This window comes from Gammaproteobacteria bacterium (genome assembly GCA_013696315.1).
Lineage (GTDB): Bacteria > Pseudomonadota > Gammaproteobacteria > JACCYU01 > JACCYU01 > JACCYU01.
The window spans coordinates 1-20,353 of the sequence record JACCYU010000010.1 but is presented as its reverse complement, the minus strand read 5'-3'; the positions used below and the strand labels follow the sequence as shown (position 1 = coordinate 20,353).

Genomic DNA, 20,353 nt, shown 5'->3' with positions numbered 1-20,353 from the left:
GCCGATGGCAAAACATCGATTCTGTGGCTGCTAATCGGTTATCTGCTCGTCACCTCGGGCGAGCTGTCGCTGTCGCCCGTTGGTCTGGCCATGGTCACGCGCCTTGCGCCGGCCAGGCTGGTGGGCGCAATGATGGGCGTGTGGTTTCTGTCGTCGGCCTTCGCGCATTACATCGCGGCGCTGGTCGCCACCCTCACCAGCGCCCCGGCCACCGAAGCCACGGTAGCGCTCCCGCCCGCGCGCACCATCGATCTTTATGGCGAGGTTTTCCTGAATATCGCGATGGTTGCTACGGCGGTCGGCGCTGTGTTGCTGTTGATGTCGCCCTTGCTGAAGCGCTGGATGCACCCGCGCGCCGAGTGATACTCAAGCACGCGGCGATTTCGCTTAACACACAACTGACGTGGGCAGCTTCGTTATATACCGGCACCACGATCGATATATCCACGCGTCGTGTTCTGCGAAAAAGGAACAGGAGGATACGGCGAAGATCTCACCACAACGCAAGCAAAATGTATAAGACAACGGGACGCCAGGTGACACGCCGTTGAAGTGACGCAGATGCAGCCTTATATTGCTTGGAGAATTTCACTTTGAAAGGCATGGAATAATGGCGGGTACCGCATCTGTTTACGACGTCGGGCAACCGCAATTCGCAGCGAGGGTGATCGAAGCTTCAACGGACAAACCCATACTGGTGGATTTCTGGGCGTCGTGGTGCGCCCCATGCAGAATGCTGGCGCCGGTGCTTGAGAAACTGGCGGAGGAATTCGCGCAAAACATGGCGCTGGTGAAGGTCGACACGGACGCCGAGCAGGAACTCGCGCGCGAATACGGCGTGCGCGCGTTGCCGACGGTAAAGCTGTTCAGGCATGGCCGGGTCGTTGACGAGTTTTCCGGAGTATCGCCGGAAGGCGCGATTCGCGCATTTATCGGCAGACACATCGAGCGCCCGGCGGACCACATCCGCGCGCGCGCCGAGGCCCATTTCGAAGCAGGAGACGCGTCCGCGGCGTTGAAGCTGCTGGAGGAAGCGAACAAGCTGGAGCCGGACAATACCTCGGTCCGCATCGCACTGGCCAGAATGCATTTGCTGATCGGCAACACTGAGCGCGCCCAGGCGATTCTCAATACGCTGCCGGCCAGCGTCGCGCTGGAATCCGAAGTAAAAACCTTGCAGACGCGGCTTAATTTCGCCCGCGAGGCGGTGCACGATCAGGGTGAGAGCGAACTGGAGCAGCACGTGCTGAACGACCCGACCAACCTGCAGGCACGCCAGCGGCTCGCCGCTCGCAAGGTAATGTCGGAGGATTACGAGGCCGCGCTGGAACAGTTGTTCGAGATCATGCGCCGCGACCGGCGCTTCGGCGACGATGCCGGACGCAAGGGCATGTTGTCCGTCTTCGAGATTCTGGGTGGAAGGGGCGACCTGGTCAGCCGCTATCGAAATAAAATGGTAAGCATGCTGCACTAGCGAGCGCTGAGCGAATAAAACCGTGGTCGGACTAAAGCCTGATTGGATAAAACCCTGGTCGAATAAAAACCTGGGCAATAAAAAAGCAGCATATCCGTATGCTGCTTGAGCAGGGCTCACGCCCTGAGGAGAGCCATCGACAATTCCGGTTGCCAGTCAGAACAAATTAACATTCGCGGATAAGCCCGTATCCGCTTCGCGCATCCTTCGCATGCCCCGGCGGCCTTCCCTGTCCGCCGGGGCCCGCTTCCTAGCGGCTCGGGTAACCCTGCGAAATCGATCCATCGTTAGCGCTCCTTCGCCGGCGCTGTCCTTAGCCGCCTTATCCGTAAGATCCTTGTACCGTTACCCGTGGCGAACGCTCAGCGAGTCAGCGAAAGCGATTCCTTCGCCCGTACATCTCACTCGAGCTTAGTCCTTTTGGTCAAAATCCATCTTGGCGACGCTGTCCTGTTCCTTGTCCCCGTCACGTCTGCACGTTCCTGACATCGGATGAGTTCGCATTCCATGGCGAATAACTTTCAAGCTCTGCTCATCACTTGTTTTGGGATTATAGTCCCAAAATACGCTTTGTCAACCGTTCATCTTGAAAGAAGTACCGCTCATCCGCTGATTTCGGGAGTTTCGACGAGGAATATCCGGCCATTAGGTAAAGATGGCTGGGGTCGATATCGGGCCGGGACGACGTACCGGCAAGGTTCCAAGGGCAGTCACACGGAAATAAATGCTCCGCGTTGATCACTTAACGTGTGGAGTTGAGGTGGGTTTGGGCTCAGGCCCTGTCCGCAAGCGCGTTAGATGCGTGCGCCATCGCAGTGGCGACGGCTCGAAGGCCGCATGCCTGGGTCCGCCGTTTCGCTATCGTTATTATTCCGCGGTCGCGGCGTTCACGTCGCCCAGTTTGTCGAGCATGGCGGCCAGCGGTCGCGCCGGCTGATAGCCGGGAATCATCTCCCCGTTCTCCAGTACGATGGCCGGTGTGCCGGAGACGCCCATCGCCTGCCCCAGTTCATACTGGGCCTTGACCGGATTGTCGCAACTCTTGTCGGCCACGGGCTCGTCGCGCTTGGCGCTGGTAAGCGCGGCCTTTTTGTCTTGCGCGCACCAGACATCCACCGCCTTGTCGTACGACGCGGAGTTCACGCCGGCACGCGGAAACGCGAGGTAGCGAACCCTGATCCCCCGCGCGAGATACTGATCGATCTCGGCGTGCAGCTTGCGGCAATAACCGCAATCGATATCGGTGAACACGCTGACGGTATGTCTGGGCAGCGCGGGCGAAAACACGATCATCTGATCTTCATCGACTGCATCGAGCAACCGCAATCTCACCTTGGCGCTGGCGGCCTCGGTGAGATCTTCACGCCGATCCAGATCGACCAGGCTGCCACGCAGCAGGTAGCGGCCATCTTCGCTGATGTAAAGAATCTGCGCCCCATACGCGACTTGATAAACGCCTTCCACCGGCGAAGGCTCGATGCTGTCGGGCTCGAGCCCGGGCGCCAGCGCGTCCAGTCTGGCTCGAAGTGTGTCGAGGACGTCCTGGTCTTCGGCCGCCATCGTATTGCCCGTGACGACTGTGACGAGACACAGGGCGGCGGCAAGGTGTTTTATCATGGGATCACTCGCGTTCATTGTGGTGAACAGTGCGACATGCACGCCGGCAAAAAATTCATGGACCCGACGTTCTCATTCAGCCACGCGGATGATGCTCAGCATGTAGCAGCTTCAGGCGCGCGCGGGCGACCTGCGTGTAGATCTGCGTGGTCGAAAGGTCACTGTGGCCCAGCAATAGTTGCACCACGCGCAGATCCGCACCGTGATTCAGCAGGTGGGTCGCGAACGCGTGCCGCAAGGTATGCGGCGACAGATGTTTGTCGATGCTGGCTGTACGCGCGTGACGCCGGATCAGATACCAGCAGGCCTGCCGGGTCATGGCGGCGCCGCGATTGGTGACGAACAGCGCATCGGTGGTTCCCCTGCCGTTCAACAGATTGGCGCGCGCCTCCTCAAGATAACGTTCAAGCCACATCAGGGCCTGCTCGCCGATCGGCACCAGCCGCTCCTTGCCGCCCTTGCCCGACACTCGCACCACGCCCTGACGCGGATTGGTCTGATGCAACTCAAGCCCGATCAACTCGGATACGCGCAAACCGCAGGCGTATAAGAGCTCCAGCATCGCCCGGTCCCGCAAGCCCCTGTTCGTGGTAAGCGAGGGCGCTGCGAGCAGCGCCTCGACGTCCGCTTCGCTTAGAGAGTCGGGTAACAGGCGCATCGGCTTCGGCGGCACGATCGCTTCGCTGGGGTCCCTCGCGATGCGTCCGTGCTCCTGCAGATATCGATAGAACCTTCGCATGCTCGAGATCGCACGCGCCACGGAGCGGCGCTGGGCGCGCTGCTGCTGAAGCCTGAAGCTCAGGAAATGTTGCAGATGGTCAGGTTCGGCTTCGAGCAGGCTCACGTGCTGGCGGGCCAGCCAGCCGGCCAGTCCGCGCAGATCGTGACGGTAGGCGATCAAGGTGTTGTCGCTCAATCCATGCTGCATCCAGATCGCATCCAGAAAGATCGCGATGAGATCGTCGTCGCGCGCGCTGACCGGGTCGGTCATCGCCACGCCCGTCTTCATGCGGGGATGGCCATGCCGGCCATGCCGGATACGACCGGCCCGTAACTATTTCCTGTCACCGGAAAAACTTCGCAACGCGTCCAGAAATTCCATAGGCAACGGAAACACGATCGTAGAGGCTTTATCCGTCGTAATATTGGCGATAGTCTGCATGTAACGGAGCTGCAGGGCCTGTGGCTGCTGCGCGAGAATGTTCGCCGCGTCCAGCAGTTTCTGCGCGGCCTGGTATTCGCCGTCGGCGTGAATCACCTTCGCGCGCCGGTCGCGCTCCGCTTCGGCCTGACGCGCGATCGCGCGCACCATACTCTCGTCCAGGTCAACGTGCTTGATCTCGACATTGGTCACCTTGATACCCCAGGAATCGGTGCGCTCGTCGAGAATCTGCTGAATGGCGGCGTTCAGCTTATCGCGCTCTGCCAGCATCGCGTCCAGATCGTGCTGGCCGAGCACCGAACGCAAGGTGGTCTGCGCGAGCTGGCTGGTCGCGTTGTGATAATCCTCCACCTGCAGTATGGCGCGCTCGGCGTCCACCACGCGAAAATACAATACCGCGTTGACCCGTACGGTGACGTTGTCGCGCGAGATGACGTCCTGCTGCGGCACGTCCATGGTGATAATGCGCAAATCCACCCGCATGATCTGCTGGATGCCCGGGATGATCACAATCAGTCCCGGTCCTTTTACACCCTGAAAACGGCCCAGGAAAAACACCACGCCGCGTTCATATTCGCGCAATATTTTTATGGACAGAACGAACAGCGCCAGCACCAGCGCCACTGGAATTAGATAGGGCAGCATGATTCAGTCTCCCGGAGGATTGTCGGCCAGAGGCTCGACCGTTAACGTCAACCCGTCCATGGCGAGCACGCGCACCTTTTGTCCTTTCAGGACGCGACTGTGCGTCCGCGCATTCCAGTTCTCACTGTGCACGCGCACCCATCCGTGATCGTCGAAGTCTTCCAGCGCGACCCCGAAACTACCGAGCATCTGCTCGGCACCGGTAACGGGCCGGGTGTTGCGCGTCTTCAACAGTCGCGTGATGATCCACAGAAAAAAGCTCGCGGCGACCAGCGCCGTACCGCCGATCAACTGCCACGAGACGGCAAGGCTGGCATCATCCATTAGCATGACGGAACCGCCGACGAATGCCGCGACGCCGCCGAAGCCCAGCGCGCCGAAGCTTGGCGCGAATGCTTCGGCCACCATAAATACAATACCCAGCACGATCAGCACGACACCCGTGTAGTTGACCGGCAACACCTGAAACGCGTAGAGCGCGAGCAACAGGCACACGGCGCCCACCACACCCGGCAACACGGCGCCGGGACTCGCGAGCTCGAAGACAAGCCCGTATATTCCAACCAGCATGAGAATGTACGCGATATTCGGATTGGCGATGATCGTCAGCAGTCGGTTGCGCCAGTCTGGCGCCATCACTTCGCTTGTCAGGCGATCGGTGGACAACGTTCGTTCGATGCCGGCAACGTTTACTCTGCGTCCATCGAGTTGACGCAGCAGATCAGGCATGTCCGCGGCGACGATCTCGATCACGTTTTTACGTAGCGCCTCACTTGCAGTCAACGTTACCGCCTCGCGCACCGCGCGCTCCGCCCACTCGGCATTGCGGCCACGGCTCACCGCAAGACCACGAATATACGCCGCCGCATCGTTGACCATTTTGCGCGTTTTGGCGGAATCGGTGTCATCCCGTAACAGACCGTCCGCAGGTTTGTCTTTAATCTGCAAGAGCGAAGAGGCGCCGCCAAGCTCTACCGGCGTCGCCGCGCCCAGGGTCGTCGCGGGCGCCATGGCGGCGACGTGTGCGGCGTAAAGAATGTAGGTGCCGGCGCTCGCGGCCCGCGCGCCGGAGGGCGCGACATACGCCACGATGGGTAACGGCGCTGCCAGAATCTTCTGTATGATCGCGCGCATTGACTGATCGAGCCCGCCGGGTGTGTCGATGCGCAGAATGACCAGTTCGGCGTTACGCGATACCGCGTCATCAATGCCACGCACAACGTAATCCTCGGTCGCGGGACCGATGGAGCCCTCGACCTGCAACACGGCCGCGAACCGCGGCGCCGCCGCGATCCACGAGACCGCGAGCAACAACAGTCCCACCAGGAAATACGCGCCACTCAGACGACACGTTTTGGAACCGATTGCGAGCATGGTCATTGCAAGCCGCGGATCATCGCATCACCAACCCATTCGACCGTTGATGTTTTAGCGCCGGTGTTTCTTTGACGAGACATTAGAAAAAACGGCCCGTGTGCGGGCCGTTATCGATGTTTTGATTTGCCGTTATTGCGTCACGGGATCGGGCGACAGATTCAAACGCCTACGGCGGCGCTTCTTGGTCGGCGACTGTATCTGCGCGATCCTTTCTTTTGTCCATTTCTCGCTGAAACTGCGCAGCGCCTGGTCGCGGCTGTCGATCAACCTGACCAGCGCCTGCTCGCGTTTGAGCGCCTCCTTGAGTTCCTTGCGAACCGCGGCGCTGCTGGCGCGTTCGCGGCGCACCGCGTCCTTGCGATCCTTGATGGCGGCATCGCGTTCCGTCTTCATCACGCGCGTACGCTCGCGGAGATCACGTTTCATCTTTTGGTCGACGTTAGCGCTGTTATTTACTTTCTTTTGTTTCGACTTCAGGCCTTTCGTCATGCCCTTTGCTTTCGTCAGCACACCGCCACGTTTATTTGTTGTGGCTGTTGTGGTTTTTTTTATGGTGACTTTCCTTTTAGTGAGCAAGGGCTGTTTAGCGCTCGCAGATTGAATGGTTGCCGATGATCCCTGCGTCGTCGATTTTTTTATTCCTCGTGCCATAATGCCGATGCTCCTGAACGATTTGAGTTTTGATTATATAAACGTAAGCGGATTTTAGCCAATCCGCATTTCTTAATGCGCGCGGGGCCGACTATTTGCGGGCCGCAACAATGCGCCGCAGTGGTGAATACCGTCATCAATACGGCTTCGGAAAAATCGATGTCAGATCAGCGCCGTGTAGGTTTGCCGCGTCGCCTCGGCGCTATTTTTTACGATGGTCTGCTGCTGTTCGCGTTATTGTTTTTCGCGTCGCTCGTGTTCGTGCCGTTCCATCTCACGCCGCAAGACGCGCTTTATCCAGTTTACGTCGGCTACATCTATCTCGTCTGCTTCTTGTTTTTTGGCTGGTTCTGGACACACGGTGGTCAGACCTTAGGCATGAGCACTTGGCGCTTTCGCGTGATACAGAATAACGGCGCGACCATTACCTGGTCGCAGGCGCTTTTGCGATTGCTGACCGCGGCGATCTCCTGGCTCTTGTTCGGCGCGGGCTTTTTGTGGTGCCTGTTCAACCGCGAGAAGCTGGCCTTGCACGATATCGTATCGGGCACCCGGCTCACGCGCACGGATTGACTACGCCCGGCGATTAACTATGCAAAGCTAACGCGTTCGCGACGCTGCGATCAGCCCGATCCCAAGAAACGCCAGCAATGGCAGAGTCGCGCCCAGCAACGGATCCAGGCCATACACAAGCGCCAGGTGATTGAGCGCGCGATTAATGAGATGAAACGCGATGCCGATCAGCATCCCGATGAACAACCGCTGACCCGCGCCGCCGGTGCGCAGCGAACCGAACACGAAAGGTATCGCCAGCAGCAGCATTACCAGACTGGACAACGGCGTGGTAAACCGCGTCCAGAACGCGAGTTCGTAGCTTTCCGCCGCCAGATGATTGGCCTCTAGATAATCGATATAGCGCGCCAGCCGCCACGCCGGCATGTGCTCGGGCTTCTGCTCGATCACGCTGAACAGTTCCGGCGACAGCAGCCGCGGCCATGATTCCCGCGGCCTGCGTTCGGTAACGATGCGCGCGTGGCTGATGGTGCTGCGACTCACATCGTTCATCCGCCATTGCCCGTCGCGATAAACGGCCGACGCCGCGAACGTGGCCCGCACCAGACGCTGCGCATCGTCGATCAAGTACACGCGAACATCGTTAAGGCGCAGGCCCGGGAAAATTTGCTTGATGTTGATAAAGCGGTTGCCGTCCTTGGCCCACAGTTCGTTCGTATCGCCCAGGGTGATGCTCTCGCCTTGCGCCCATTTCTTCAGGTCCTGCGCGCGCTCTTGACTCGCCGGGGCGACCACCTCGCCGATTATTACGGCGACCGCCATTAACAGCAGGCCCGTGGCCAGCACGGAGCCAATCAGGCGCGGAATGGAAATGCCGGCCGCGCGCAGCGCCACCAGTTCGTTGGTGGCGGCGAGATCGCCAAGCCCGAGCAGTCCGCCGAGCAGCACCGCGGTTGGGAAAAATTCGTACGCACGTTGCGGCATCTCCAGCACGGTGTGGTAAAGCGCGAGCCACAAGGTGTAACCGCGCTCGCCCACGTCCTGCACTTCGTCGATGAGGTCCACGAAGCCGTTCACCGCAACCAGGATAGCCATCGCCAGCGCGCTGCCGACGATAACAGCGCGGCCGAGATAGCGATCGAAAAGTTTCATGTGGGCCGCGACAGCAGGCGGCGCAAACTCCAGCGCAGACCATACTGCCGCAGATACAACACCATGGTCAGCACCAGCAGCAGGCCGTGCACCCACCACATGCCCAGCCAGCCCGGCAGCACACCGCGTTCCACCCAGTTTGCGGCGATCAAACCCAGGTTAGCGTAAACGATGTAGATGGTTATGCCCAGCGCGAGTTTGCCGAAGCGTCCCTGCCGCGGCGTGACGTAACTCAGTGGAACCGCCAGCGCCGCCAGCAGGACCACGGATATCGGCACCGACAGGCGCCATTGCAGTTCGGCCATCGCGGCGGGTAGCGCGGAACCCCACAGCGCGGCGGTCGGCAGCGAATTTCGGCCCGCCTCGGGCGCGAGCGCGGCCTGTTTCACCGGTATACGCATGGTATGCGTCGCGAACGACAGAATGCGAAAATCCCCGCGCCCGGGACGGCCTTCGTAACGATGCCCGTCGCGCAGCGCCACGATGCGCGCGCCGGTGCGCGGCTCGATGCGTTGCGTCGCGCGCGCGGCGGTCTCGATCACCGTGCGGCCACTTTCCAGGGTGTGAATGAAGACGTTCTCGATTTCGCCGCGGCTGCTGTCAACGCGCTCGACAAAGAACACCAGCTCGTCGTCGCCGGTCTCGATAAAGCGCCCGGGCATGACGCCGGTTAGCTGGGCCTCGCTCTCCATGCGGACGGTAATCTCGTCGGCGAGCTGCGCCGTCCAGGGCGAGATGTATAACGCCAGGATGGCAAGGCATGCCGCCAGCGGTACCGCCACCAGCATTACCGGACGATAAAGTCGCACGTAGCCGATCCCGCACGCGCGCAAAGCCGCCATTTCGTTGTCGCGATAAAGCCGCCCCATGGTCAACATCACCGCCAGCAGCAACGACACGGGCATCAACAAAATGAGCGATTCGAAGCCGCCCAGCACCAGCAGTGGCAATATGAGGTTGGCGGGGATCTGCGCCTCGGTCGCCTGCGCCAGCAGACGTACGAACAGATTGCCGAATACCACCAGCACCAGCACGCTGGCCGCGGCGAACAGGGTGAGTGAAATCTCGCGCGCCAGATAACGATCGAGCACGGTGCGCACGATCAGCTGCCCGGGTACGCGTGATTCGGCAGCGCTTTTCTCATAGAATCCCGCATACTTGTTTCGAAGTTATGGTCAGACCCGTACCGTAATCGGGCCTCGCGTCACCGGATCAATCCTTTAATGGATCGGTTCGCGGGCGCCATGCTATGTCGCGACTCCCGACGTTAATCGAACGTTTTCGGAGCGGGACATGTAAACCTACAATCGCCGCGGTCGGTTCGATCGACTGCAAACTAACAAATCGGAGCGTACGATGGAATTTTTGCTTGCAAGCGGCTCGCCCGAGAAACAGCGCGTGGGCTGCGTGGCGGTGGGCGTTTTCCAGCCACGACGCTTGTCCATTGCTGCGAAACTACTGGACGAGGCCAGTGGGGGGTATATCGGCGCGATCCTCAAACGCGGCGACATCGAAGGCGAGAACAACCAGACGCTGCTGCTGCACAACGTGCCCAACACGGCTTGCGAAAGGGTGCTGTTGATCGGATTGGGGGAAGAAAAGGCGTTCGATGCGTCGGCGTTTCGCAAGGCGCACACAACGCTTGCGCGCACGCTTAAATCAACCGGCGCAGCCAGCGCGGTCTCGTATCTCACCGAACTCAACCCCGACGGCCTGGATGTCGATCAGCGCGTGCGGCAGTCCGTGCTTGCTATCGAGGACGCGCGCTACCGCTTCGAGCGCATGAAAAGCGAACGTGAGCCGGATCGATCGAAACTGCGCAGGCTGTCGTTCTTCGTCGCCGACCGCGCCGCGCAATCGGGCGCCAAAAACGCCATTGCCCAGGGCCAGGCGATCGCCGACGGCATCGCGCTGGCGAAAGATTTAAGCAACCTGCCGGGAAATGTGTGTACGCCGTCGTATCTGGCCGAACAGGCCAAAGTCCTAAAAAAAGGTCAACGCAAACTTAAAGTCTCGGTGTTGACCGAGACAGAAATGGAACAGCTGGGTATGGGCGCGTTGCTGTCGGTCGCGCGCGGCAGCGAACAGCCGCCTCGACTGATCACCTTCGAATACAAGGGCGCGGACAAGAAAACCAAACCAGTGGTACTGGTCGGCAAGGGCATTACTTTCGATACCGGCGGCATCTCGATCAAGCCCGGTCAGGCCATGGACGAGATGAAGTTCGACATGTGCGGCGCGGCCAGTGTGTTCGGGGTCGTGAAAGCCGTGGCCGCGCTGGATCTGCCCATCAATCTGGTCGGCATCGTCGCCAGCGCCGAAAACATGCCCGACGGGCGCGCCAGCAAGCCGGGAGATATTGTCACCTCCATGTCCGGTCAGACCGTGGAAATTCTGAATACCGACGCGGAAGGACGTCTGGTATTGTGCGACGCGCTGACCTACGCGGAGCGTTTCGACCCCGCCGCGGTGGTCGATATCGCCACTCTCACCGGCGCCTGCATCGTCGCCCTTGGCCATCACGCGAGCGGGCTGATGACCAACCACGAACCGCTCGCCCAGGCGCTGCTGGACGCGGGCCGCGCCAGCGGCGACCGCGCCTGGCAGTTGCCGCTTTGGGACGACTATCAGGAGTTGCTCAAGAGCAATTTCGCGGACGTGGCCAACATCGGCGACCGCTCAGCCGGCACCATTACCGCGGCCTGTTATCTGTCGCGGTTCACGCGCAAGTATCACTGGGCGCACCTGGACATCGCGGGAACGGCCTGGCATAGCGGCGCCAGGAAAGGCGCCACCGGCCGTCCTGTACCGCTATTGATGCAATACCTGATGAATCACGCCAACGGCGCGGGCAATCATTGAACTTCAATGATTGCCGCGAGAATTCAAAAAGCGTGTAAACGGGGCCGGTTTTCGAATTCATACCGATGACCTGATGCCGAAAATCGATTTTTACGTGCTGCTGGGCGCGGATGCGCAAGCGCGCCTGCTGTTCGCGTGCCGGCTCGCTGAGAAAGCGTTCAACATGGGACACCATGTGCATCTGCATACCGATTCGGAAGACAGCGCCCGGCGCGTCGACGACCTGCTGTGGACGTTTCGCGATCGTGGCTTCGTGCCGCACGGAATCGCGCCCGGTCAAGCGCACGATTATCCGGTGACCATTGCCAATGGCTGGATGCCGCCGAGCTGCGACGTGCTGATCAATCTCGATTCGCAGGCGCCGGCATTCTTCGACCGTTTCAAGCGCGTGGCGGAAATCGTCGACAGCGAACAGCGCGAGGCGGGCCGTGCGCGCTTTCGCTTTTATCGCGAGCGCGGCTGCGAACTCAGCCACCATTCGATCACGGATGGCTAAATCCAGCATGTTGTTCAGACGCAAGACACCCGCGCGGTGCTGACGGAAGCGCGTGCGTCCGCGCCGCGACGAGCACGGGAAAAGCGATAAAGATTAATGCCTCATGCGTCGTTAATCCTGCCACCTGGCTACTTTCAGACGACACCGCATTGAAGACCGAACCTGTGCTCAAGTCAGTCATAACCTGCCCCGGTTGCGGCTACGCGCGGCTCGAAACCATGCCGACCAATGCCTGCCAGTGGTTTTACGAGTGCGCGCACTGCCAAACACTCTTGCGCCCGAAACCTGGACATTGTTGCGTATTCTGCTCACACGGCTCAGTGGCGTGTCCACCGATGCAGCTCGAAGGTCGACCCGGGGGCTGTTGTTGAACTCGCGCCGTTCAAATATGAACAACAGGCCTTGATCCCATGGAAAAAACCTACGACCCGCACGCCATAGAACAGCGCTGGTACGAAGCCTGGGAGCGCGACGGCCGTTTCGCGCCAAGCGGCCGCGGCGAGCCGTACTGCATCATGATCCCGCCGCCCAACGTCACCGGTACCTTGCACATGGGCCACGCGTTCCAGGATACGTTAATGGACGCGCTCACCCGCTATCACCGCATGCGCGGTTTCAATACGTTGTGGCAGCCGGGCACGGACCATGCCGGCATCGCCACGCAGATGGTGGTCGAACGCAGACTCAACGCCGAGGGTCAGACGCGGCACGAGCTAGGTCGCGAAGCGTTCGTCGAGCGCGTGTGGCAATGGAGAGAAGAATCCGGCGGCATGATCACGCAACAATTACGCCGCATGGGCGCGTCGGTCGACTGGAGCCGCGAACGCTTCACCATGGACGAAGGACTGTCGCGCGCCGTCATCGAGGCGTTTGTGCGCCTGTACGACGAGGGTCTGATCTATCGTGGCAAACGGCTGGTCAACTGGGACCCGGTGCTGCGCACGGCGGTGTCCGATCTGGAGGTGACGTCCGAAGAAGAACAAGGCCACCTCTGGCACATGCGTTACCCGCTGGTGGACGGTGCTGGCCATCTGGTGGTCGCCACCACGCGCCCGGAGACGATGCTGGGCGACACGGCGGTCGCTGTGCATCCGGACGATGAACGTTACCGTCACTTGATTGGCAGGCAGGTGCAACTGCCGCTGACCGGACGCTGCATTCCCGTCATCGCCGATGAATACGTCGATCCCGCCTTCGGTACGGGTTGTGTGAAGATTACGCCGGCGCATGATTTCAACGATTACGCCGTCGGGCAGCGACACGATCTGTCGATGATCAACATCTTTACCCACGACGCGCACATCAACGAAAGCGGCGCCGCGCCATATCGCGGACTCGACCGTTTCGAGGCCCGCAAGCGCATCGTCGCCGATCTCGAATCGCTAGAGCTGCTGGAAAAAGTCGAAGACCACAAGCTGGTGGTGCCGCGCGGCGATCGCACCGGCGCAGTGCTGGAACCGTATCTCACCGATCAGTGGTACGTGCAGGTCGCGCCGCTCGCGAAAGGCGCGATCGAGGCGGTGGAAGACGGCCGCATAACCTTCGTGCCGGAAAACTGGCCGAAAACCTATTTCGAGTGGATGCGCAACATTCAGGACTGGTGCATCAGCCGCCAGCTCTGGTGGGGCCATCGCATCCCGGCCTGGTACGACGAAGCGGGTAAACACTATGTTGGCCGCTCGGAGGAGGAGGTACGCGAGCGACACCCCGAACTCACGGCGGATCAAGCGCTGGTACAGGACGAGGACGTCCTGGACACCTGGTTTTCCTCGGCGCTGTGGCCGTTCTCGACCCTGGGCTGGCCGGAGCAAACATGCGAGCTGCGCACGTTTTACCCGACTTCGGTGCTAGTCACTGGCTTCGATATCATCTTCTTCTGGGTCGCGCGCATGATCATGCTGGGCCTGAAGTTCATGGACGACGCGCCATTCCGGCAAGTCTATATCCACGGCCTGGTGCGCGACGCCGAAGGTCAGAAGATGTCCAAGTCCAAGGGCAACGTGCTCGATCCCATCGATCTGATCGACGGCATCACCCTGAATGAATTGATAAAAAAGCGCGTCGCCGGCCTCATGCAGCCGCAAATGGCGAAGAAGATCGAAGCCACCACCCGTCGTCAGTTTCCGCATGGCATTCCCGCGCACGGCACCGACGCCCTGCGTTTCACCTTCACCGCGCTGGCCTCGACCGGCCGCGATATCAAGTTCGACCTTGGGCGCATCGAGGGCTATCGCAACTTTTGCAACAAGCTCTGGAACGCCGCGCGCTACGTGCTGATGAACTGCGAGGGACAGGATTGCGGGCAGACTGCGTCACACTCCATCAAGGCAACAGGTGAGGCTGGCGCGCCGTGCGAGTTCTCGCTGGCCGATCGCTGGATCGTTTCAAGATTGCAAATCGTCGAAGATGACGTGGCGCGACATTTTGCAAGCTATCGCTTCGACCTGATCGCACAGACGCTATACGATTTTACCTGGCACGAGTACTGCGACTGGTACCTTGAGCTTTGCAAACCGACGCTCGCGCCAGCGAGCATCGTCCTGAGCGCAAGCGAAGGACCTCCTGTTACCAGCAGAAACTTAGAAGGACCTCCTTCCGAGAGCAGAGACTTACAAGCTTACGCCCGCGGCACGCGCCGCACCCTGGTACGCGTTCTCGAAACACTATTGCGGCTGCTGCATCCGTTTATACCGTTCATTACCGAGGAAATCTGGGGCCAGATCGCGCCACTGGCGGGCAGGCCCGGCGACACCCTCCAGCTGCAGCCTTACCCGCGCTCTGAGCTGGGCCGCATCGACACGCAAGCCGTCGCCGAACTCGAGTGGGTCAAGTCATTTATCATGGGCGTGCGGCGTATCCGCGCCGAATTCGACATCGCACCCGGGCGGCCGCTTCCGGTGCTGCTGCAGGAGTGGTTGCCGGAGGACAAGGCGCGGGTCGAGCGCAACCAGATGACGATCAACGCGCTGGCACGGCTGGAATCACTGACCTGGCTGGATCGCGCTGAGCCGCCGGAATCCGCGACCGCGCTGGTGGGCCAGATGAAAATCCTGATCCCGCTGGCCGGTCTGATCGACAAGCACGCCGAGCTCGCGCGGCTGGAAAAAGAAATCGGCAAATTGCGCGTGATCCTGGAGCGCGGCGACACCAAGCTGCGCAATGCGAGCTTCGTGGAACGCGCGCCCGCGGAAGTGGTGAATAAGGAACGCGCGCGAGTCGCTGAGCTACGCGCGTCGCTCGCGCAACTCGAAGCACAGTCGGCGCGAATCAGCGCGTTATAGGAGCGCGTCAGGTGCGCGGGCACGACGCCTGTGAGAAGCGACTCGACTGGCGATCAGCTGGCGTGCGCCCCGCTACAAAGCCTGAGACTTCCCACTCACCCAACCTGGCGCCATTCACGGCACGTTGCGAACCTGTTCGCAGTTAATCGCGGTGTCGCCTTGTGGCGGCAGGCCGCCTTCGCAGATGTCCTGTCCCAGGCCGCCGTCCAGCCGGTCAATGCCCACGCCGCCTCGCAGATTGTCCTGCTCCGAGCCACCCAGGAGTTGGTCGTTACCGGCGTCGCCTGCAAGCGTGTCGTTTCCCGCGACGCCGCAGATGACGTCATCGCCGCTAGCGCCAAACACCACATCGTCGCCGGCAAACACGTGGATTACGTCCCGGCCTGGCGTACCACGCAGAGTTTCTGCGGCTTGCGTGCCGAACTGGGTCACGATTTTTCCGCCGCAGCGCGCGAGTGGCGCGCCGAATTCGAATGCCCCGATGTCGCACACCGCGACGCCGTCGGTGTTTCCGTCCACGGGACGCACAGACATGCGCTGATCATTGATCGTGCGACGGCTGCCGCAGTCCGCCGGGCTGCCACGATCGATGGCGACGCTGCCTCTGAGCAGGGCGTGGGTGCGCGCCGGTCCCCCGTTATCCGCAAGCGCTCCCAGTTTCAGCTGCGCGGCGGTCACTTGCCGAAAGGTACCGCCGCCAGTGCGCAACCGCGCGCAGCTTCCGTCGGTATCCAGGTTGTTACCGGCGGAGACCAGATCATCGTCGCTCTGGCAATTCCGGCCCGGCGCGGAGTTGACGACCAGGCTGTTGGTCACGCTCGCGCTGGCGAACTGAAAGCTGCACAGGCCGCCCCCGGTATTGCCGGTCAAGGTGCTGCTGACCAGGCTGACAGTGCCGTCCTCGTTATTGAGCCCCCCGCAACTGAAGGCCGAATTCGCGGACAGCGTGCTGTTTGTCACCCGCACCGTCGCGTTGAAATTATCGATGCCGCCACCCGAACGCTCGGATACATTGCGCGCAAGCAGGCTGTTGGTAACGCTGACCAGACTCCCAAAGGCATTGGAGATGCCGGCGCCAAAAGCCGCCGTATTGCCGGAGAGTATGCTGTTGAACACGCGTGCGGAACCGAAATCGGAATTAGCGATGCCGCCGCCCAGGCGCGCCGAATTCAGCGTTACTGTGCTATTGAGGACGGTGAGGATGCCCGAATTCGAGATCGCACCGCCGGTGCCCCGGACGCCGTCCCTCGGCACCGCCTCGTTCGCGGTCAATACGCTGTTAGTCAGATTCAACGTGCCGCTGTTGAGAATCGCACCGCCAGCTTCCGATCGGCCATTGCGCAACGTGGCGTTGCTGAGCGCGAGCGGGCCACTCTGCACCTCCAGTATACGGAATTCATCGGTACCCGCAGCGGCGGCGCGCTGCAGGGTCGCGCCGTTGCCGTTGATGACCAGCGGGCCCGTGATGGCCGGCAGACCGTTGAAGGCGTCAACCGACTGTCGCAACGTATAGGTTCCGTTCAAGGCCAGGTTGATGGTGTTCGACTGGCCATTTGCGTTGGCCTGATTGATCGCGTTTATCAAGGCGGCAACGTCGCCCGCGGAGACACTGAAAACCGCTGCCTGCGCGGAACCCGCGGTCGCCATCGCCCCCAGGAGCATTAACCGAAGCAGTTTCGGTTTTGAGCCCGCCGCGTCCGAGCCACCGGTCCGGGGTGATTTCCGGAATCGAGATGAGGACAGGCACCATAGCGATGCGCTGGATGGACGGATAGTCGTTGTGTTTTTCCCCATGATCTTGTTTCCCCTTTTTTGTTCCCCCGTTTTTGTTCCGTGGGGACGTGGTGACCCGCCAATCCGGCGAGCAGGAGCTTAAGAACATAATGCAGAAACCCCGGCCCCACAACCGCGATTTGCCAAAGGGCAGAGGCAGTGCACAAAAAAGGCGGCCACTATGGCCGCCTCAAAGCTTCTCCCACGCGGGCTTCCGGTGTTGTAAATCGAGAGTTTATCGTCGTCAGATGCTCAACGCTGAACGCGGAGTTTACTAATAAAGCACGATACGGCGCGTGGAACCCCACGTATTTGCGTAGTCTTTGCCTATAATTGCGGAATCGAGCCACGCCAACGGAACAAGAAGCGATGTTTCACCGAGGCATTTGGATATGCACACCGTAAAAGCCACATCGGCGGCGCGGGCGGAGGCGCGCATCCAGCAATTATGCTGCCTGGGCCTTGGCGGGCGGATGCTCATGCCGGCGCTGCTGGAGGAACTGCATCATCTTATTCCTTCTTACTCCAACGCTTTCTTCTGGACGGAAAACGATCAGTTCAGCACTCTGTACGACGAGAACCCGGTTTTTCCGCAGCTCGTGCCAGTTTATATGAGCGAGTTTTATAACCGGCGTGAGCGGGAAGTTTTCCCCACTTTTACGCAGTCCATGCGCGGCAAGCGCGGGGTGCAGGGAATCGACGATCTCCTTAAAGTAGAAAAAACTGCTTTTTACCGGCATGAGTTTTATAACCTCATCTATCGTCCGCTGAATTATCGTCATTTCATCCGTCTGGTGCTGCGTGAAAGCACTCGCGCGCTGGGACGTATACATCTTTGCCGAGCCGACGACCGGGAATTCATCACACAGGACAGACGCCGACTCGCCGCCATCGCACCGTTTATCGCACACGCGCTGACCGCATCCGACGACCTCGACGCACCGCTGGTGGAGAGTCCCGACAGCGGCGTCATTATTGCCGATCCTTGCGGCCGCATCGTCAACGTCTCCGCGCAGGCGCGGCAACTGCTGTGGATGGCCAGCGGCGCCGAAGCCGGCGCCACGTATCCATCCGGCGAGCCGCGCGATGACATTACCCGAAGGGGTACGCCGTTTGTGCCGGCAGCTTCAAGGCGTTTTTAGAGAGCAGGACTTTACCGCACCACCGGTGTGGCAGCGCCGCAACGCCTGGGGCGGTTTTACGTTTCGCGTTTACTGGCTGAACAACGGGCTGCCGGAACCGGCCTCGCTGGTAGGCATTACCATACGCAGGGAGGAACACCTGCCGCTGAAACTGCTGCGGCGCATGGAGCAGCTGCCGCTGTCCGGCCGGCAGGTGCAGGTCTGCCTGTTGCTGGCCGCGGGCCATTCGCTTGCCGCGATTGGTGAGCGCCTGGATGTGAGCAAACACACCGCCGACTATCACTGCCGCGAGGTTTACGCGCGCTTCGATGTACATACGCGCGGCGAACTGATCGGCAAGCTCGCGCTGCTGTAGCCGGGCCTGTTCGCCTGGTACGCCTGGCCCGCTAGGCGCGCAGAGTACCGCAACACCAGCACTGCTCGAACTGTCCTTCCAGCGGCTCGTGGCAACGCGGGCAGCGCCAGGCGGGCTGCGCGTGGTTGTCGGCGTGCAGAATTTCTTCGATCAGCGCGCGCGCCCGCGCAAAGTGATCATCGTGCACAATCCAGAGTTCGGGCCAGCATTCAATAAGCGGCAATTCCCCGGCGCCCCCGGCGAGCAGCTCGTTCTTGATGAAGCAGTTGATGCCCTCCATCTTCAGGCTTTCCTTGAGAAAGCCAACCATCACGAGGCTCTGCGCGGTGTAGATTCGTTTCATGGGGCGCTCAGTCGCGCCGCGAGCGCGCCGACCGTGAACCGAGGGTTAACCATTTCCCTATCGACCTTGATATTGTGCTGCTCTAGCATGCGGGGCGGCATCACTCGCGCGGGCTTCGAATCATCTAACGATTTTCGCCCGACTGGCGACCATGGAAGGTTCGTGAACGAAGGTTATCGTGATTGATTCTTATAGCACCATTGGGCGCCGTGGATACAGCGGGCGATGGAAATCGCCACAGACGCGGTAGATGTAATGCGCGGGCCCCCGAGCCGCCAGCGCGATATCGAGCAGCCTTTCGGCCATCGACAACTGGCATGTACCTTAACGCTTGGCGTGGGTGCGCCGCCGCGGAGCGGTCCCTTTGACTTCATTCCTTCGCGCCACTCCGCAAAAGAAAGCATCCAAAAGTTTCTCTGATTCCTGCGAGAGATCGAATGCCGCGGGGTCTCGCAACCATTCGCTGTAAATGCCCACCATAAATACATGCAACGCGGTTGCCCCGGTCGTGGCCGACATACCGGGCTGTAATTGCTTTAAGCGCCGCGCCCGCTCGAAGCGTTCCGTGACCGAGGCCAGCGCCTGACGGGTTGCTGATTCTGTTTCTCGACACAAGGGTTCAGTCCTTTCACGAGCTCGCAGCGATGAAACAGGATCGTGTAGACCCGGCGATACTGAGGACTCTCGGCGAGGTTACGTAGCGCATAGAGACACAGCTCACGCAGCGCGGCCAGTGGATTGTGACGGTGGTGCTCCTCTATTTCCTGCAGTAGTTCGTTCAAAGGTAGCTGAACCCGCTCCAGCAGCGCGGTGAATACATCCACTTTGTTCCTGAAATGCCAGTAAATCGCGCCGCGGGTCACGCCAGCCAGATGGGCGATTTCCTCCAGAGATGTCTGCCAGTTCGCGATCACCATCGCGGTCTCGGTCATCATCTCCGGCATCGTCGCGCTCACCTTGACGCCGTCGTTGTGCGCGCTGATGCTCAAGCCCACGCACGGCAACCCGTGGCTCCCTTTCCGCTGGTTTAACTGGGGCTTCGATAAAGCCTTATCCGGTTATACCCGCGGCGTACAGTTCTTAATCCGGCGCGCGGTTATCGGCGTCGCGCTGGTGCTGGTGATGGTGGCTGTCACGGTGCTGCTCTTCGGCCGCCTGCCGGGCGGGCTGGTGCCGCCGGAAGATCAGGGTTACGTGCTTGCCTCCAGCACCTTGCAGGATGCGGCCGCGCTCAACCGTACAGAAGCGGTGCGCGCCGAGCTCACCAACAGCTTGGAGAGAATCCGGCGATCGCGGACGTGATCAGCTTCGCGGGCTTCGACATCATCGCCGGCGGACTCAAGACCAATGCGGGCACCACCTTCGTGATCCTGAAGGACTGGTCTGAACTGCCCCGACTTTCCCGGAGACTCCAACTTTTGAGAGGATGGAGTCATGAGCAAAGCAACGAGGTATTCTCCGGAAGTACGGGCGCGGGCGGTGCGGATGGTGTTCGAGCACCAGGCTGAGT

At 60.6% G+C, this 20,353-nt stretch carries 21 protein-coding genes; 10 read left to right on the top strand and 11 right to left on the bottom strand.

The features are described from left to right. Both H0V34_00735 and trxA read left to right on the top strand, forming a co-directional pair. Positions 1 to 363 (top strand): MFS transporter (locus H0V34_00735; GenBank protein MBA2490277.1); only part of this gene is annotated, 363 nt, incomplete at its 5' end. A 301-nt stretch (positions 364 to 664) separates the two neighbouring features. Beyond that, positions 665 to 1,474, top strand: coding sequence for a thioredoxin (gene trxA / locus H0V34_00730; GenBank protein MBA2490276.1), 810 nt, complete (start codon positions 665 to 667; stop codon positions 1,472 to 1,474). A gap of 867 nt (positions 1,475 to 2,341) precedes the next feature. Here the strand turns inward: trxA and H0V34_00725 are convergent. From H0V34_00725 to H0V34_00705, 5 genes are all read right to left on the bottom strand, one after another. After that, a complete protein-coding gene (locus H0V34_00725; protein MBA2490275.1) occupies positions 2,342 to 3,091 on the bottom strand; it encodes a DsbC family protein in 750 nt (249 codons plus the stop codon). Positions 3,092 to 3,167: 76 nt separating this feature from the next. Then, positions 3,168 to 4,082 carry a site-specific tyrosine recombinase XerD gene (gene xerD / locus H0V34_00720; protein ID MBA2490274.1) on the bottom strand — a complete coding sequence of 305 codons (915 nt, stop codon included), beginning with the start codon at positions 4,080 to 4,082 and terminating at the stop codon, positions 3,168 to 3,170. A gap of 63 nt (positions 4,083 to 4,145) precedes the next feature. Further along, entirely contained in the window at positions 4,146 to 4,898 is a 753-nt protein-coding gene (locus H0V34_00715; protein MBA2490273.1) for a slipin family protein, read from the bottom strand. 3 nt (positions 4,899 to 4,901) lie between these two features. Next, on the bottom strand, positions 4,902 to 6,278 hold the full coding sequence (locus tag H0V34_00710) for a nodulation protein NfeD (GenBank protein ID MBA2490272.1): 1,377 nt from the start codon (positions 6,276 to 6,278) through the stop codon (positions 4,902 to 4,904). Positions 6,279 to 6,404: 126 nt separating this feature from the next. After that, complete coding sequence (locus H0V34_00705) at positions 6,405 to 6,926, bottom strand: hypothetical protein (GenBank protein ID MBA2490271.1); 522 nt, start codon at positions 6,924 to 6,926, stop codon at positions 6,405 to 6,407. Positions 6,927 to 7,085: 159 nt separating this feature from the next. Between H0V34_00705 and H0V34_00700 the strand changes: the two genes are divergently transcribed. After that, the gene (locus H0V34_00700; GenBank protein MBA2490270.1) at positions 7,086 to 7,499 is read left to right on the top strand and encodes an RDD family protein; all 414 of its coding nucleotides are present in this window, start codon (positions 7,086 to 7,088) and stop codon (positions 7,497 to 7,499) included. A gap of 27 nt (positions 7,500 to 7,526) precedes the next feature. Here the strand turns inward: H0V34_00700 and lptG are convergent, their stop codons facing one another. Continuing rightward, positions 7,527 to 8,591, bottom strand: a complete 1,065-nt coding sequence (gene lptG / locus H0V34_00695; GenBank protein MBA2490269.1) for an LPS export ABC transporter permease LptG — start codon at positions 8,589 to 8,591, stop codon at positions 7,527 to 7,529. Continuing rightward, positions 8,588 to 9,691 (bottom strand): LPS export ABC transporter permease LptF, encoded by a 1,104-nt coding sequence (gene lptF, locus H0V34_00690; protein ID MBA2490268.1) that lies wholly within the window; start codon positions 9,689 to 9,691, stop codon positions 8,588 to 8,590. The genes lptG and lptF overlap by 4 nt, the downstream gene beginning before the upstream one ends. A gap of 256 nt (positions 9,692 to 9,947) precedes the next feature. Between lptF and H0V34_00685 the strand changes: the two genes are divergently transcribed. From H0V34_00685 to H0V34_00675, 3 genes are all read left to right on the top strand, one after another. Further along, positions 9,948 to 11,453: a leucyl aminopeptidase gene (locus tag H0V34_00685; protein ID MBA2490267.1), complete on the top strand. Its 1,506-nt coding sequence runs from the start codon at positions 9,948 to 9,950 to the stop codon at positions 11,451 to 11,453. Between the two features lie 73 nt (positions 11,454 to 11,526). After that, complete coding sequence (locus H0V34_00680; protein ID MBA2490266.1) at positions 11,527 to 11,949, top strand: DNA polymerase III subunit chi; 423 nt, start codon at positions 11,527 to 11,529, stop codon at positions 11,947 to 11,949. Positions 11,950 to 12,359: 410 nt separating this feature from the next. Continuing rightward, entirely contained in the window at positions 12,360 to 15,230 is a 2,871-nt protein-coding gene (locus H0V34_00675) for a valine--tRNA ligase (protein ID MBA2490265.1), read from the top strand. Positions 15,231 to 15,344: 114 nt separating this feature from the next. Here H0V34_00675 and H0V34_00670 read toward each other — a convergent pair whose 3' ends face one another. Beyond that, positions 15,345 to 16,892, bottom strand: coding sequence for a hypothetical protein (locus H0V34_00670; protein MBA2490264.1), 1,548 nt, complete (start codon positions 16,890 to 16,892; stop codon positions 15,345 to 15,347). Positions 16,893 to 17,395: 503 nt separating this feature from the next. On the opposite strand from H0V34_00670, the gene H0V34_00665 reads away from it, so the two are divergent. Further along, on the top strand, positions 17,396 to 18,145 hold the full coding sequence (locus H0V34_00665; protein MBA2490263.1) for a hypothetical protein: 750 nt from the start codon (positions 17,396 to 17,398) through the stop codon (positions 18,143 to 18,145). Further along, positions 18,117 to 18,500 carry a helix-turn-helix transcriptional regulator gene (locus H0V34_00660; GenBank protein ID MBA2490262.1) on the top strand — a complete coding sequence of 128 codons (384 nt, stop codon included), beginning with the start codon at positions 18,117 to 18,119 and terminating at the stop codon, positions 18,498 to 18,500. Before H0V34_00665 ends, H0V34_00660 begins: the two co-directional genes overlap by 29 nt. Positions 18,501 to 18,531: 31 nt before the next feature. On the opposite strand, the gene H0V34_00655 is transcribed toward H0V34_00660, so the two are convergent. The 3 genes from H0V34_00655 to H0V34_00645 form a co-directional block, all read right to left on the bottom strand. Further along, a complete protein-coding gene (locus H0V34_00655) occupies positions 18,532 to 18,843 on the bottom strand; it encodes a DUF2007 domain-containing protein (protein ID MBA2490261.1) in 312 nt (103 codons plus the stop codon). Between the two features lie 324 nt (positions 18,844 to 19,167). After that, complete coding sequence (locus H0V34_00650; protein ID MBA2490260.1) at positions 19,168 to 19,458, bottom strand: hypothetical protein; 291 nt, start codon at positions 19,456 to 19,458, stop codon at positions 19,168 to 19,170. Then, positions 19,380 to 19,832, bottom strand: a complete 453-nt coding sequence (locus H0V34_00645) for a TetR family transcriptional regulator (GenBank protein ID MBA2490259.1) — start codon at positions 19,830 to 19,832, stop codon at positions 19,380 to 19,382. Before H0V34_00645 ends, H0V34_00650 begins: the two co-directional genes overlap by 79 nt. Between H0V34_00645 and H0V34_00640 the strand changes: the two genes are divergently transcribed. Both H0V34_00640 and H0V34_00635 read left to right on the top strand, forming a co-directional pair. Beyond that, positions 19,825 to 20,145, top strand: coding sequence for an efflux RND transporter permease subunit (locus H0V34_00640; GenBank protein ID MBA2490258.1), 321 nt, complete (start codon positions 19,825 to 19,827; stop codon positions 20,143 to 20,145). The genes H0V34_00645 and H0V34_00640 overlap by 8 nt on opposite strands. Continuing rightward, entirely contained in the window at positions 20,142 to 20,351 is a 210-nt protein-coding gene (locus tag H0V34_00635; GenBank protein MBA2490257.1) for a hypothetical protein, read from the top strand. The genes H0V34_00640 and H0V34_00635 overlap by 4 nt, the downstream gene beginning before the upstream one ends. Positions 20,352 to 20,353: the final 2 nt, after the last annotated feature.